General features: G+C 63.1%; 14 protein-coding genes. 6 read left to right on the top strand and 8 right to left on the bottom strand.

Features of this window, described 5'->3' with window-relative positions; genetic code table 11:
- The first annotated feature begins 113 nt into the window (after positions 1 to 113).
- From LMTR13_RS35720 to LMTR13_RS35735, 4 genes are all read left to right on the top strand, one after another.
- Positions 114 to 1,013, top strand: coding sequence for a transcriptional regulator GcvA (locus LMTR13_RS35720; RefSeq protein WP_065731838.1), 900 nt, complete (start codon positions 114 to 116; stop codon positions 1,011 to 1,013).
- Between the two features lie 196 nt (positions 1,014 to 1,209).
- The gene (tcuA, locus tag LMTR13_RS35725; protein WP_065733244.1) at positions 1,210 to 2,601 is read left to right on the top strand and encodes an FAD-dependent tricarballylate dehydrogenase TcuA; all 1,392 of its coding nucleotides are present in this window, start codon (positions 1,210 to 1,212) and stop codon (positions 2,599 to 2,601) included.
- 27 nt (positions 2,602 to 2,628) lie between these two features.
- Entirely contained in the window at positions 2,629 to 3,744 is a 1,116-nt protein-coding gene (tcuB, locus tag LMTR13_RS35730) for a tricarballylate utilization 4Fe-4S protein TcuB (protein ID WP_065731839.1), read from the top strand.
- Between the two features lie 204 nt (positions 3,745 to 3,948).
- Entirely contained in the window at positions 3,949 to 4,221 is a 273-nt protein-coding gene (locus LMTR13_RS35735) for a hypothetical protein (RefSeq protein ID WP_236843233.1), read from the top strand.
- 607 nt (positions 4,222 to 4,828) lie between these two features.
- Here the strand turns inward: LMTR13_RS35735 and LMTR13_RS35740 are convergent.
- From LMTR13_RS35740 to LMTR13_RS35755, 4 genes are all read right to left on the bottom strand, one after another.
- Entirely contained in the window at positions 4,829 to 5,419 is a 591-nt protein-coding gene (locus LMTR13_RS35740; protein WP_065731840.1) for a DedA family protein, read from the bottom strand.
- A 113-nt stretch (positions 5,420 to 5,532) separates the two neighbouring features.
- Positions 5,533 to 5,946: a Rieske (2Fe-2S) protein gene (locus LMTR13_RS35745; protein ID WP_065731841.1), complete on the bottom strand. Its 414-nt coding sequence runs from the start codon at positions 5,944 to 5,946 to the stop codon at positions 5,533 to 5,535.
- Positions 5,947 to 6,027: 81 nt separating this feature from the next.
- The gene (locus LMTR13_RS35750) at positions 6,028 to 7,131 is read right to left on the bottom strand and encodes an amidohydrolase family protein (protein WP_065731842.1); all 1,104 of its coding nucleotides are present in this window, start codon (positions 7,129 to 7,131) and stop codon (positions 6,028 to 6,030) included.
- Between the two features lie 61 nt (positions 7,132 to 7,192).
- Positions 7,193 to 8,263 (bottom strand): amidohydrolase family protein, encoded by a 1,071-nt coding sequence (locus LMTR13_RS35755; RefSeq protein ID WP_065731843.1) that lies wholly within the window; start codon positions 8,261 to 8,263, stop codon positions 7,193 to 7,195.
- A gap of 141 nt (positions 8,264 to 8,404) precedes the next feature.
- Here LMTR13_RS35755 and LMTR13_RS35760 point away from each other — a divergent pair, with 141 nt between their 5' ends.
- The gene (locus LMTR13_RS35760; RefSeq protein ID WP_065731844.1) at positions 8,405 to 8,887 is read left to right on the top strand and encodes a CinA family protein; all 483 of its coding nucleotides are present in this window, start codon (positions 8,405 to 8,407) and stop codon (positions 8,885 to 8,887) included.
- A gap of 138 nt (positions 8,888 to 9,025) precedes the next feature.
- Here the strand turns inward: LMTR13_RS35760 and LMTR13_RS35765 are convergent, their stop codons facing one another.
- The 4 genes from LMTR13_RS35765 to LMTR13_RS35780 form a co-directional block, all read right to left on the bottom strand.
- Entirely contained in the window at positions 9,026 to 10,333 is a 1,308-nt protein-coding gene (locus tag LMTR13_RS35765) for an HlyD family type I secretion periplasmic adaptor subunit (RefSeq protein ID WP_065731845.1), read from the bottom strand.
- Positions 10,330 to 12,078 carry a type I secretion system permease/ATPase gene (locus LMTR13_RS35770; RefSeq protein ID WP_065731846.1) on the bottom strand — a complete coding sequence of 583 codons (1,749 nt, stop codon included), beginning with the start codon at positions 12,076 to 12,078 and terminating at the stop codon, positions 10,330 to 10,332. Before LMTR13_RS35770 ends, LMTR13_RS35765 begins: the two co-directional genes overlap by 4 nt.
- Positions 12,079 to 12,252: 174 nt before the next feature.
- A complete protein-coding gene (locus LMTR13_RS35775) occupies positions 12,253 to 12,453 on the bottom strand; it encodes a hypothetical protein (protein WP_236843234.1) in 201 nt (66 codons plus the stop codon).
- Positions 12,454 to 12,834: 381 nt separating this feature from the next.
- A complete protein-coding gene (locus LMTR13_RS35780; RefSeq protein WP_065731848.1) occupies positions 12,835 to 13,104 on the bottom strand; it encodes a GlsB/YeaQ/YmgE family stress response membrane protein in 270 nt (89 codons plus the stop codon).
- A 136-nt stretch (positions 13,105 to 13,240) separates the two neighbouring features.
- Between LMTR13_RS35780 and LMTR13_RS35785 the strand changes: the two genes are divergently transcribed.
- Positions 13,241 to 13,480: a Sec-independent protein translocase family protein gene (locus LMTR13_RS35785; protein WP_065731849.1), complete on the top strand. Its 240-nt coding sequence runs from the start codon at positions 13,241 to 13,243 to the stop codon at positions 13,478 to 13,480.
- The last annotated feature ends 42 nt before the right edge of the window (positions 13,481 to 13,522 follow it).

Here is a 13,522-nt window from a genome sequence, read left to right on the forward strand (position 1 = left end):
TTCGGCTCCTGTAGTAATCTGTTGGCGCTAATATCTGCGCTAACGCGGCCTTCCACAAACGACACTTTGTACCGTTTCGGATGATATAAACTCATGTATCTGGGGATCAGGGAATGACCGCCAGACTGCCGTCGCTGAATGGTCTGCGCGCCTTCGAGGCCGCCGCCCGGCATCTGAGCTTCACCCAGGCCGCCTCCGAGCTGAACGTCACGCAGACCGCAATCAGTCACCAGATCAAGCGGCTGGAGGAAGAGCTCGGCGTTCGCCTGTTCGTCCGCCAGAACCGCTCGCTGACGCTGACCGCGGAAGCGCAGGACTACCTTCCGGGCATCCGCGCCGCCTTCAACGATCTGCGGCTCGCGACCGACCGCCTGTTGCGGAAAGACGATGACCATGTGCTGACGGTGTCGACGCTGGCCTCGCTCGCCGCCAAATGGCTGCTGCCGCGCCTCACGGCCTTTCAGGAGGCACAGCCGGGGATCGACGTCCGCATCACGACCTCGACCAATCTCGTCGACTTCCAGCGCGACAAGGTCGATGCCGCAATCCGCTACGGCCGCGGCCAGTGGGCGGGCGTTCGCGCCGATTGGCTGATGGCGGACGAACTCTTCCCGGTATGCAGCCCCGCGCTGCTCAAGGGCAGCAAGCCGCTGAAATGCCCGGAGGACCTCAGGGACCACGTGCTGCTGCACACCAGCAACGCCAACAGCGACGATTGGCGGCTGTGGCTGACGGCCGCAGGCCTGCCTGCCGATTTTTCCAGACAGCCGGGCGTGACCTTCGACATGATCTTCATGACCGTGCAGGCCGCGATCGACGGCCTCGGCGTTGCCATGGGCCGCACCGCCTATGTGCAGGAGGACATCGCCAAGGGACGTCTCGTCGTTCCCTTCAAGATCGCCTTTCCGGTCGATGCCGGATTCTATCTGGTCTCGCCCGCGGGCAGGGCCGATCCGCCAAAACTCGCGGCGTTCCGGCAATGGCTGCTCACGTCCGTGCAAAACAAGTCCTGACGTCCCGACATTTCCGCGCGACGATGCGTATGCGACATCGTCGCATGCTGCCACGCTCATCGCGGAAGTTCTCGCACGAGAGACGTGACGCGGCCGTTGCATCAGGCTAGAAAATCGCCGGGGCGGATCGATTTGCCTGGCCGGGCGCCGGTTTGATTTTTGAGGCCGACAACGACAACAAGAGCGCATGGCCGATTTGAGTCAGAAGTTCGATGTGCTGGTGATCGGGGGCGGCAACGCCGCGCTCTGCGCCGCCATCAGCGCACGGCGCGCGGGTGCTTCCGTGCTGGTGCTGGAAGGCGCGCCGAAATTCTATCGCGGCGGCAACACCCGCCACACCCGCAACATGCGCTGCGCGCACGATGCGGCAACCGATATTCTCACCGGCCCCTACACCGAAGAAGAGTTCTGGGACGATCTGTTGCGCCTGACCGGCGGGCAGACCGACGAGGAACTTGCCAGGTTCATGATCAGGGAGTCCAAGGACATCCTGAACTGGATCGTCGAACAGGGCGTGCGCTGGCAGCCCTCGCTCGGCGGCACGCTGAGTCTGGGCCGCACCAACTCATTCTTCCTCGGCGGCGGCAGGGCGATGCTCAATGCACTCTATCTCACCGCGGAAAAACTCGGCGTCGAGATCGTCTACGATGCGGAGGTTATCGATCTCGAGATCGAACACGGCATGTTCCTGTCTGCCAGGCTGAAGCAGCCGGTCGACGGCACGAGCGAGATCCGCGCTTCGGCGCTGGTCGCGGCTGCCGGCGGCTTTGAAGCGAACATCGAATGGCTGAAGGAATATTGGGGCGAGGCGGCGGATAATTTCCTGATCCGCGGCACGCCCTATAACCGCGGATCGATCCTGAAAATGCTGCTCGACAATGGCGTGCAGGATATCGGCGATCCCACCCAATGCCATGCGGTTGCGATCGACGCTCGCGCACCGAAATTTGACGGCGGCATCATCACGCGCCACGATTCAGTGGTGTTCGGCATCGTCGTCAACAAGCGCGCGCAGCGATTCTACGACGAGGGCGAGGACATCTGGCCGAAGCGCTATGCGATCTGGGGGCGGCTGGTGGCCGCGCAACCGGACCAGATCGCCTACATCATTTTCGATGCCTCCGTTCGCAACAGCTTTATGCCGACGCTGTTTCCGCCGATCGAGGGCGGCAGCATCGCCGAACTCGCTGGCAAGCTCGAGCTCGATCCGGCGGCGCTGGAGAAGACCATCACCGAATTCAACGCCGCGGTTAAGCCCGGCACGTTCGATCACACCATCCTGGACGATTGCCGCACTGAGGGCATCACGCCGCCGAAGACGCATTGGGCGCGCCGGATCGAGACGCCGCCTTACCTCGCCTATCCGGTGCGGCCCGGCATCACCTTCACCTATCTCGGCACCCGCGTGAACAGGCAGGCGCGGATGGTGATGAAGGACGGCAGGCCTTCGGCCAACATGTTCGCGGCCGGCGAGATCATGGCCGGCAATGTGCTCGGCAAGGGTTATGCGGCCGGCATCGGCATGACCATCGGCAGCGTGTTCGGTCGAGTGGCGGGACGGGAAGCGGCGAAGAATGCGAGGAACTAGAAGGTCGGGACGGGAAGCGGCATAAAAATGCACGGAACCAAAATCCTTGAGGAAGCCGACCGCCTGATGACGGTCTGCAATTCCTGCCGCTATTGCGAGGGCCTCTGCGCGGTGTTTCCGGCGATGGAAATGCGCCGCGCGTTTTCCGACGGTGACCTCAACTACCTCGCCAACCTCTGCCATGCCTGCGGCGCCTGCTACACCGATTGCCAGTTCTCGCCGCCGCATGAGTTCAACGTCAATGTGCCTAGAACGCTCGCGGTGGCGCGTGCGGAATCTTATTCGGCCTATGCATGGCCGCGCGCCTTCGCGGGCGCGTTCGCGCGCAACGGAATCGTCATCAGCCTCGTTGCCGCGCTCAGTGTTGCCGCGTTCATCTTTGGCTTCGCTGCTTGGCACGACAGGCAGGTGCTGTTCGGTACGCATACCGGCCCGGGCGCGTTCTACAAACTGATGCCGCACAACGCGATGGCAGCCCTGTTCGGCGTGGCGTTTCTCTACGCGATCGTTGCTTTGACGATGGGCGTGCGCGCGTTCTGGCGCGACATCGGCGAGCCCGTCGGCATGAAGACCGATGCTGCTGCGCTGCTGCAGGCGCTCCGCGATGCCGGCGAATTGCGCCATCTCGACGGCGGCGGGGTCGGCTGCTTCAACGAGGATGACCGCCCGACCGATCGCCGCAGGCTCTATCACCATTTCACTTTCTACGGCTTTGCGCTGTGTTTTGCCTCGACCTGCATCGCGACGCTCTACCACTATCTGCTGGCGCGACAGGCGCCCTATGCATGGTGGGATCTTCCGGTGGTGCTCGGCACGCTCGGCGGCATCGGTTTGTTGATCGGGCCGATCGGCCTCCTCACTGAACGATGGAAGCGCGACTCCGTGCTGGTCGACGAAGCCCGCCATGGCATGGACGTCGCCTTCATCGTAATGCTGTTCCTGACGAGTCTCACGGGCATGGCGCTCCTGGTATGGCGCGAGACGGCGGCGATGGGACCGCTGCTGGCGCTGCATCTCGGTGTGGTGTTCTCGCTGTTCATAACCATGCCCTACGGCAAGTTCGTGCACGGCATCTATCGCTTCGCGGCGCTGGTGCGCTATGCGATGGAGCGAAGAGCGATGGCCCATGGGGCGGGGGAGTAAGGGTCCTCGCCTTTTCACGTCATTGCGAGCGCCGGCTTCGGCGGACAGGTCGCGGGTGACGACGGCCCGGAACACCGGAGATCGTTCACGATCAGGTTATCCGAGTGACCTACATCACGTACTCTTCCGAACCGGTTTTCATCTGGCGTCGTCGAACTCCTGTGCGAGCCATTCCGGCCTCGCCAACAGGAATGGAGAGTACAGATGTCGATGAAGTTGATATTGTCTGCGGCGGCTTTGGTCGCGGTCGGCGCGACCAGCGCCATGGCCGTTCCCGCGTTCGTGGCGTCGCCGTACTGCGATCAGGCAGTATCACGGCAGGCTTGCGGAGATCACATGAACTATGTGGCGCAGCTTCGCAACCGCCCAGACACTTCGGTGAACTACATGAAAAATCTCGATCCGCGCGAAAACGCGTCGATGCGTGACGCCGGCGGTGGTGGTGGCGGTGGCGGCGGTGGCGGCGGCGGCCGATAACCAACACCGAAGTCGGAGAGCCGTAGGCGAACGACTACGTCCACCGAAGCTCCAGGAGCGAAGGCGGAAGCGTGCCCACCATCTCTCCACGCAGCGATCTTGGAATGGTGGGCACGGCGCTTCGCGCCTTTGCCCACCATACTGCTGCGCATTCCACGACGGGTGTTGGGCTATGCTTCGCAAATTGAGTAAGACTAACGCACCCTACGAAACCGTCATTCCCCAACGTGCAATTGCACATCGTATCTCGTGCCGAGAAGCGCTGGAGACTGCGCGGCGTTGATGATGATGATGTCACAGACGTGTCGCTGTAAACGCGAGTACATTGAGCATTTACGCGCCGGAAAGTTTCTGCGCCTTTTTCCCGAATTAACTTGAACCAATCGCGCCGTGCATTGTTTGCAGTGCATTCAAAGGCGCTGGAGGAACCGGAGCCGTCCATGAGGAAGCGCTCTTTTCGGGCGAGAGTTGATGATCAGTATATTCAACGTCGGTGCGACTGAAAGCCACGAAAGCGGAGATAAGCGTTCCCCTCGGCGTGCCAAGCCATCGTGCCGCGCCGGCCACCATCCATTCGCCACTCAGGGATAAGCACGCGCGGCCTGTTTCAATACCGCTCCACGATCCGATCGAGCTTCCTGCTGAGCAACCAGGACAAACCGAGGAACGCGACCAACATCACGATGCCCAGCCCCGAAGAGGCATTGCTGATGGACTTCTCCGAGAACTGGCCGAACGCATAGCCGGCCGAGACAACGGTGCAGGACCAAAGGCCCGCCGCGCCGAAGTTGAGCGCCAGGAAGGTGGACCAGGGCAGCCGCGATATGCCGTAGGCGAAACCGGCAACCCCGCGAATACCGTGCGGGAACCGATGAAGCAGGATCATCCAGCCGTAGTGACGGTCCGTCAGCCGGGCTGCGGTCTGCAGCGTGCGTTCGATGCGCGGAAAACGTTCGAACCAGCGGACGCCATAACGTCGCCCAATCCAGAAGCGAATCACGTCGCCAGCGAAGCTGCCAAACCAGCAGACCACGATAAGCCTACCAAGATCCAACACGCCCGAATGTGCGGCGTAACCCGCGAATAGTGCAAGCAGCAGACTATGCGAGGCCGCATAGGCAAACATGAGGCTGTAGGCCGCATCGCCGTGCTGCCGTATGAGGTCGAGAAACGACGTGAGGTCCGACGGAAACAGCAATGTAAGCCCACCCAAACCCGTTCATGTGAATGTTCCCCCAGACGAGCGGGTTCGGTTTGAACGCTAGCACTCCGCGGAAGGACACGGAAGCCCAATAGGCAAGCCCACGGCAGCTACAAATCGACCACCACGTAGTCGCTCTCCACCGAGACCGCGATAGTCTCGGCGACATACGGCCCCTTCACCACGGCCGATCCCGGCTCGACATTGACGGGATAGGCGCGAGCGCGAAAGCGTTTGGGGTCGCAGTAGGACTGCCCGGTGCGGATGTCGAATTCCCAGCCGTGCCAGGGACAGCGGATTATTTCACCGAGTTTTGTGTATTCGATCTCGCCGGGGTTGGAGGATTGCGCGAGCCCTATCAACGGGCCCTCGCACAGGGCCGCGCCCTGATGGGGACAGCGGTTCAACAGGCCGAAGAACTCGCCCTTGATGTTGAAGATCGCGATCGGCCGGCCGTCGATGTCGAGGAATTTTCGCGTCCCCGGCGGCAATTCGTCCACCGGAGCAATGACGTGCCGCGTCATATCAGGTCCGCATGATCTATTTCGAAAAACCGGGCTCCACCCATCGGGTCGTGGCCCGAGGGCATGCTTTTTCGGATCATGCTAAGCGATCCCGTACAGCTTCTTCGCGTTGCCGAGATAGAACGCTTCGCGGTTGGCATCACTGACGCCGGCCGGCAACACGCGCGACGGCTCGTCGAAATCCCAATGCGGGTAATCGGTAGCGAACAACAGCTTGTCCCAACCGATCCATTCGATCGTCTGGAACAGGTGATCGCGGCGCTCCGGATCTTCCATCGGCTGCGTAGTCCACCAGATGTGGTCGCGGATATATTCCGACGGTTTTCGCTTGAGATGCGGCACCTCGCTGTGCAGCTTCTCAAAGGTCTTGTCGAGCCGCCACGCCAGCGACGGTGCCCAGCCGAAGCCGGCCTCGATCATGACCATCTTCAGTTTCGGATAACGTTCGAACACGCCTTCGAGCACGAGGCTCGCCAGCGCGGTCTGCTGACACTGCGCGTGGCCGACCATCTCCTCGATGTAGAAGCTGGGCCAGCCGGACGGGGTGAGCGGATTGCCGCCGAAGCCGAAGGCATGGACGCCGACCGGCAGTCCGATCTCCTGCGCCGCCTCGTAGATCGGCCAGTAGCGGCGCTGGCCGAGCGGTTCGACATTGCGGCTGAGCAGCAGCACCTGAACGAAATTTGGATCGCCCGCGCGCTTGCGGATTTCGGCGGCGCCAGCAATGCCGTCTTCATTCGCGACGACGATCGACGCCTTCAGGCGCTTGTCCTTGCTGGTCCATTTCTCGATCTGCCAATCGTTGATCGCGGCGCAGAGCGCGCCGGCAAAATCCTGGTTGCGCAGGCCCTGCCCGGTGGCGAGCGGATTGAGCACCCCGAGCGCGACGTTGTAGGGATCGAGAAGCTGCTTCTGCATGAAGGACAGCGAGGAGCCCTGTGGCCCACCTTCCGGCGGCCAGGCATCGCGGCGCGAGGCGTTCGGCTGCGCCTTCGGATAGGGCGGGCCCTCCATCATGCCGTGATAGGCCTGGATGCCGTAGGTCTCGAGATGCGAGTGCCAGCGCTTTGCCAAGAACGGATACAGTTCATCCTTCGTGGCGCGCGCCGGGTGAATGTCGCAATCGGCGATCGCCGTCTTGAGGCTGACGGATGCAGACGGCTCAGCCCGGAACTGCACGTTCATGGCGTCGTCTCCTTATTCCTTGGCATGATCTTTTCCGAAAACCGGCCTCCACTTTTCGGAATCATGCCAGTACGACCTCCAACCGGCCGTAGGTCGCGAGCGGGTTATCGATCATGATCTTGCGGACCAGATCGCCCGACAAACCCGGCGGCAGCACCTGGTCGCCGTCGAACTGCCAGTGCGGATAGTCGGTCGAAAATAGAAGCAATTCGTCCGACTGCATATGGTCAAACAGGCGGTTCAGGGTTGCGGGATCGGGCGGCGCATCGACCGGCTGCAACGAGAAGCGGATGTTGCTGCGCACAATCTCCAGCGGCGCGCGGTCGACCCACGGCGTTTCCATGCGGATGCCGCGCCAGAACTTGTGCAGCCGCCACAGATAGGCCGGCAGCCAGGTGAAGCCCGATTCCAGCATCACCATTTTCAAATTCGGATGGCGGGCGAACACGCCTTCGACGATTAGGCTGGTGAGCTGGGTCTGGAACGCGGTGGCCTGCGCGACATAATCCTCGATGTGATAGGAACCCCAGCCGATCGAGGTGGGCGGGTTGTGATAGGCGCTGCCGGCATGGATGCCAACGGCCAAGCCCAGCCGCTCGGCGGCGGCGTAGATCGGCCAGTAGACGCGCTTGCCCAAGGGCATATCGCCCATCACCAGCATCAGCACCTGGACGAAGCGGTTGTCCTTGGCGCAACGCTCGATCTCGGCGACCGATTTTTCGACGCTTTGGGTCGGGATCACGATCGAGCCGCGCAGCCGATCGTCTTTGTCGAGCCATTCCTTGGCCAGCCAGTCGTTCAGCGCGCGGCAGAACGCGTCCTGCATGTCTTCGGAGAACACCATCTGCACGCCGTAGAGCGGATTGCAGATGCCGTAGGCGACACCGAACCGGTCGAGCGCCTGTTTCTGCATGTCGGTGAGGTCTGAACCCGGTTTACCCTGCGCCGGCCGCCAGTCCGACCGCGAGGAGATCGGCGAATTGGTCGGATAGGACTGCGAGACCAGATCCGTCATGCCGCGCGTCGTCACCTGGTCGCGCCAATAGTCGTTCATGTAGGGCAACAGGCTGGTCAAATGCGGAACGGCGGGATGCAGATCGCAATCCACGCCGCCGGGAAGCGGCGACGTCATGGTGTTTCCTCGTATGCCCGCATGGGCCGCGGTTGCTTGAGGTATTCAATCAGGGCGGCCTCCGCGCCGCAACTCGGCAAGCGTAACCCTCCTGTGCTAGGAGAACATGACTGAACAGATGACGCACGCGCAGGAGTTGAAATGAAAGAACTTGTTACGATCGCCGAAAAGATCGCGACCCAACTGATCGCGCGGAAGCAGACGATTGCGGTTGCGGAATCCTCCACCGGCGGGCTGATCTCGGCAGCGCTGTTATCGGTGCCGGGCGCATCGGCCTATTTCCTCGGTGGCGCCGTGGTCTATACCCGCGACGCGCGACGGCTGCTGATGGATATCCCGGACGAGTCGATGACGGGTCTCCGCTCGGCGTCCGAGCCATACGCGGGACTGCTCGCCAGCCAGGTCCGCCAGCGCTTTGCAACCGACTGGGGATTGTCGGAAACCGGCGCGACGGGGCCGACTGGCAACCGCTATGGCGATGCGGCCGGCCATTGCTGCATGGCGGTGGCGGGGCCGCAAAACGAAGTATTCACGCTGGAAACGGGCAGCGCCGACCGGCAAGCGAACATGCAGGCGTTTGCGAAGACGGCACTGAATTTGCTGCTGGAGAATTTGTCGAAGTAAGACGTCGTCCCTGCGAACCGCAGGGAGCCATACGCCGTGCCGTGTGTTTTGAGAGACGCTGTTCGACAGTTTCGGCTCAACAATCAAGATCGGTGGTTATGGGTCCTGCGTTCGCAGGGGCGACAGCGGAGAGCGCCCTCACCGCTCCCTGAACGAGCGCATCAACTGGTCGCTGAACGGCTTCATCAGATAGGAGAGCATGGTGCGGTCGCCGGTTTGCACGAAGGCTTCGACCGGCATGCCCGGAATGATCTTGACCTCGCCGAGGCGCTTGACCTCGTCGGGCGGCATCGAGACGCGGATGGTATAGTAGCTCTGACCGGTGCGCTGATCGGCGGTGACGTCGGCAGAGACGCGTGTCACCACGCCATTCAGCTCCGGCGTGGTGCTCTGGTTGAAAGCGGATAGCCGCAGCAGCGTCTTCTGGCCAATCTGCAGCTTGTCGATGTCCTGCGGATTGACCTTGGCTTCGACCGAGAGATCGTCGGCCTTCGGCACGATCATCATGATGGCGTCGCCCGCGGTGATGACGCCACCGACAGTGTGGACCGTCGACTGCAGCACGACGCCGTCCTGCGGCGCGCGGATGTCGATGCGACGCAGTTGATCCTCCGCGGTGACCTTGCGCTCGACAAACTCGCCGATCTTGTCGTTGGTCTCGCGCAGATCCTTGGAAACCTCGCTGACCACGTCCTTGTCGATCTGGATGATCTGGAGCTCGGTTTCGGTGATCTTGCCCCTCGCTTGCGCGCGCGCGGCAATGTATTGCGCACGCTCGCCCGACAGGCGAGCGAGATCGCGCTCCAAAATCGTCAGGCGCGAGATCTGGATCAGGCGCTGCTCATAGAGATGGCGGACGCCGACCAGCTCTTTCTCGACCAGCGCGACTTCCTTTTCCTTGGCCTGCTCCTGCGCGGTGAGGCCGGCGATCTCCTCGTTGAGCTGCGCCACCCGCTCGCGCAATTGCGATTTCTGCCCCGCGCGTCCGAACACGCGAACCTCGAACAGCTTGGTTTCGCTCGCGATGACGTCGCGGACATCGGGATCGTCGGCGCGGTCAGTGAGCTGCGGCGGAAACTTGATTTTGTCGAGGCCGCGCTGCTCGGCCTCCAGCCGCGCCGCCCTAGCCCACAAACCGTTCAGCGTCTTGACCACGATCGCCAGGCTCGCCTTCACCACGGTCTCGTCGAGCCGGACCACGACGTCGCCCGCCTTGACGACATCGCCATCGCGCACCCGGACCTCGCCGACCACGCCGCCGGTCGGGTGCTGCACCTTCTTGACGTTGGAATCGACCACCACCGAGCCCGGCGCGATCAGCGCGCCCGAAATCTGCACCGTCGAAGCCCAGCCGCCGAACCCGCCGGCCAGCACCAGCATCAGCGCAAGGCCGACGATGAGATGCGAGCGTATCGAGCGGCGCGCGCCTTTCAGCTCCGCGGTCATGATTTTTTCACAGCTCCCGCTTCGGACACGATCTTGATCGGCGGCGGCGACGGAACGCGCTGCAGCACCTGGCCGAGCACGGTTTCCTTCGAACCGAACGCCTGCATGCGACCGTCCCTCAAGACCAGCAATTGATCGACCGCCTCGATGCCGATCGGCCGGTGCGCCACCACGACCACGATCGCGCCGCGCTCGCGCGCCGCGCGCACCGCGCGGGTCAGCGCTTCGTCGCCCTCGCTGTCGAGATTGGAATTCGGCTCGTCGAGCACGATCAGGAACGGATTGCCATACAGCGCCCGTGCCAGCGCCACCCGTTGCGCCTGCCCAGCGGAGAGCGCAGTCCCCTGCTCGCCGATCTGGGTATCGTAGCCCTCGCGCATCTTGATGATCATCTCATGCACGCCAGCTTCCTTGGCGGCTGCGATGATCGCCTCCGATTTCGCGTCGGGATCGAAGCGGCAGATGTTCTGCGCCACGGTGCCGGCGAACAACTCGACGTCCTGCGGCAGATAGCCGATATGGCGGCCGAGCACGTCCGACGACCATTGGTCGAGCGCCGCGCCGTCGAGCCGCACCTTGCCGCGGACCGGGGTCCAGACGCCGACCAGCGCGCGCACCAGCGACGACTTGCCCGAACCGCTTGGCCCGATGACGCCCAGGCCGGTGCCGGCATCAACGGCGAAGTTGACGTCCTGCACGATGACGCGCTGGTCGCCGGGCGGCACGATGCTGACGGCCTCGACCGACAGCCGCTTCGTGGGCGCCTGCAAAAGCGTTTGCTCATTCGCCGCCGGCATCTGCTGCAGGAGTTTTGACAGGCGATGCCAGCTCTGGCGCGCGGCGACGAAACCTTTCCAGTGGGCGATGGCGAGATCGACCGGGGCCAGCGCCCGCGCGCTCAAGATCGAGCCAGCGATGATGATGCCGGCGGTGGCTTCCTGGTGGATCACGAGGTAGGCGCCGACCGCAAGCACCGCGGATTGCAGCATCATGCGCAGGACCTTGGCGACGGCGCCGAGGCCGCCGGCGATGTCGCTGGCGCGCTGATTGCCTGCCAGATAGGTCTCGTTGGCCTCGCTCCAGCGCTTCATCAGCCGTCCGGACATGCCCATCGCCACCAGCACTTCGGCGTTGCGCCGGCTGGTGGCGGCGAGATCGCTGCGCCGCGCGGCCAGCGTCATCGCCTCCTTCGCCGGCGTCCGCGACAGGAACTCGGTGATCAGCGTCAGCGTCACCAGAATGATGGCGCCGACCAAGGCGGTGACGCCGAGCAGCCAGTGGAACGCAAAGCAGATCGCCAGATAGAACGGCAGCCACGGCAGATCGAAGAACGCGCCCGGCCCCATGCTGCCGAGAAACGACCTGACGTTGTCGAGATCGCGCAAGGGCTGCAGGCCTTCGTTGCGGGAGCCGACCATCAGCGGCAGACGGACGACGGTTTCGAACACGCGCACATTGATGGCTTCGTCCAGCGCGGTTCCGATGCGGCCGAGAATGCGTCCCCGGATCAGGTCGAGCCCGCCTTGCGCGATGTAGAGTCCGGCGGCGAGGATCACGAGACCGACCAGGGTCGGCACGCTGCGGCTCGGCAGCACGCGGTCGTAGACCTCCAGCATGAAGATCGAGCCGGTCAGGTACAGCAAATTGATCATGCAGCTCATGACGCCGACGCCGATAAAGGCGTTGCGGCACGCGCGCAACGCTTCACCGAGCTCGGAACGCCGGACGCCGGGAGCGGCTGCCATAAATGCGTGTCTCTTCAAATGGGTCAGGTGACGTGCCGGTTTTACCGATGTTTTCGGACACCGTCTATTTAAGTCACGTTAACCCCAATCCAGTTCAGCCGTATGAAGTGCGTGGAGACGACATTCGCATGGTTCGGCGGCAAATTTGATGCCGGCACGCGTCCTTGGACGGGTTCAGCCTTGGCTGGGCGCGGAAACGGCACCAGAAATCACCGGCGTCGAGACCCGGCCGATCTCGCCATGGACGTCGAGCAAGACGCCGCTTCCGGCGCCCAGCCCACCCGCCGGCCGCCAGCGGGCCTGGGCGCGAACGCCGACCCCGTCGCCGGCGGGCCGGCGGAACAACTGAACCGTCAGATTGGGGTTCGGATCCACGACCACATCCTGGAGCGGACGGGCAATGCCATGGGTCCAGTCCGCCGGACCGAGCACCGCAGACTCTCAGGTTCGGCACCGAGGTCCGTTATACGTTCGCGCCCAACACATGGGTATGGGGCACGGCAACCCGGGCGCATCGCCCCGACACGGCAGAAACCCCGACATTGCGGGCACCATTCTCGGCAGCATGACCTTCACCGGCAGGCATAAGCTCGGCGAAGGATTTCGCCGAGCTTACCGGCGGCGTGCGCGCACCGGCGTGGAAGAACGGCGCGATCACGGCGTCGGTGACGACGTCGCTGGGCGCCGAACCAGGCGGCGACCTTTGTCACTCGCGTCGGGGTCAGTTAGCCGTTCTGGATCAAATCGGCGGTCGCGTTAGAACCGCCTGCGCTGCCGGACCAGCCGTACGATCAGCAGCAGCAGGATCGCGCCGATGGTTGAATAGACGATCTCGGACACCAGCCCGGTGCCGATGCGAATGCCGAGCTTGGGAAACAACAGGCTTGCGAGCAACGCGCCGGCGATACCGACCAGGATATCGCCGATGATGCCAAAGCCGGTGCCGCGCACGATCTTGCCGGCGAGCCAGCCGGCTACCAGGCCGACAAAGAGAATGACGAGAATGCCTTCGTTGGAAATCTGCATTTGATGTCCCCCAGATTCGCGGCGCAAGCCCGATGGCGGCCTATCCGCCCATTGCCCAATGTGACGAGCCGTCATCCGCGCCTGGCGAGTGCGCCCGCAAAATGAAACTTTTTTACGTCACGCGCGTTGTGTGGGCATGAAACACGGCGACATTTGGTATGTGACTTTTGGTCCGGACAGAACGGACGAGACAGCGGAGAGCATGGCGCGCTCGACCCGCACCTTCAAATCTGAAATCGACGCCAAGCTTTTTGCGATGCAAATCCTGGCCAAGGGTTGGTCGGCCAGCGCAGGTACGCTCAATCCGCATCAACCGAAGCAGGTCGTTGGACCGGCGCAGATCGAGCGTTGGGCCGATCCGGGGCTGGGTGGGTAACTTCTTTCGTGTCCCGGACGCGGCGCGGAGCGGTGCGCCGCA

The sequence above is a fragment of the Bradyrhizobium icense genome (assembly GCF_001693385.1).
GTDB classification, from domain to species: Bacteria; Pseudomonadota; Alphaproteobacteria; order Rhizobiales; family Xanthobacteraceae; genus Bradyrhizobium; species Bradyrhizobium icense.

Coding starts and splice junctions, on each gene's coding strand:
- LMTR13_RS35765 (WP_065731845.1), bottom strand. CDS start 10,333: ATGACCGCGGAGCTGAAAGGCGCGCGCCGCTCGATACGCTCGCATCTC.
- LMTR13_RS35780 (WP_065731848.1), bottom strand. CDS start 13,104: ATGCAGATTTCCAACGAAGGCATTCTCGTCATTCTCTTTGTCGGCCTG.
- LMTR13_RS35755 (WP_065731843.1), bottom strand. CDS start 8,263: ATGACGTCGCCGCTTCCCGGCGGCGTGGATTGCGATCTGCATCCCGCC.
- tcuB (WP_065731839.1), top strand. CDS start 2,629: ATGCACGGAACCAAAATCCTTGAGGAAGCCGACCGCCTGATGACGGTC.
- LMTR13_RS35760 (WP_065731844.1), top strand. CDS start 8,405: ATGAAAGAACTTGTTACGATCGCCGAAAAGATCGCGACCCAACTGATC.
- LMTR13_RS35745 (WP_065731841.1), bottom strand. CDS start 5,946: ATGACGCGGCACGTCATTGCTCCGGTGGACGAATTGCCGCCGGGGACG.
- LMTR13_RS35735 (WP_236843233.1), top strand. CDS start 3,949: ATGTCGATGAAGTTGATATTGTCTGCGGCGGCTTTGGTCGCGGTCGGC.
- LMTR13_RS35750 (WP_065731842.1), bottom strand. CDS start 7,131: ATGAACGTGCAGTTCCGGGCTGAGCCGTCTGCATCCGTCAGCCTCAAG.
- LMTR13_RS35770 (WP_065731846.1), bottom strand. CDS start 12,078: ATGGCAGCCGCTCCCGGCGTCCGGCGTTCCGAGCTCGGTGAAGCGTTG.
- LMTR13_RS35720 (WP_065731838.1), top strand. CDS start 114: ATGACCGCCAGACTGCCGTCGCTGAATGGTCTGCGCGCCTTCGAGGCC.
- LMTR13_RS35785 (WP_065731849.1), top strand. CDS start 13,241: ATGAAACACGGCGACATTTGGTATGTGACTTTTGGTCCGGACAGAACG.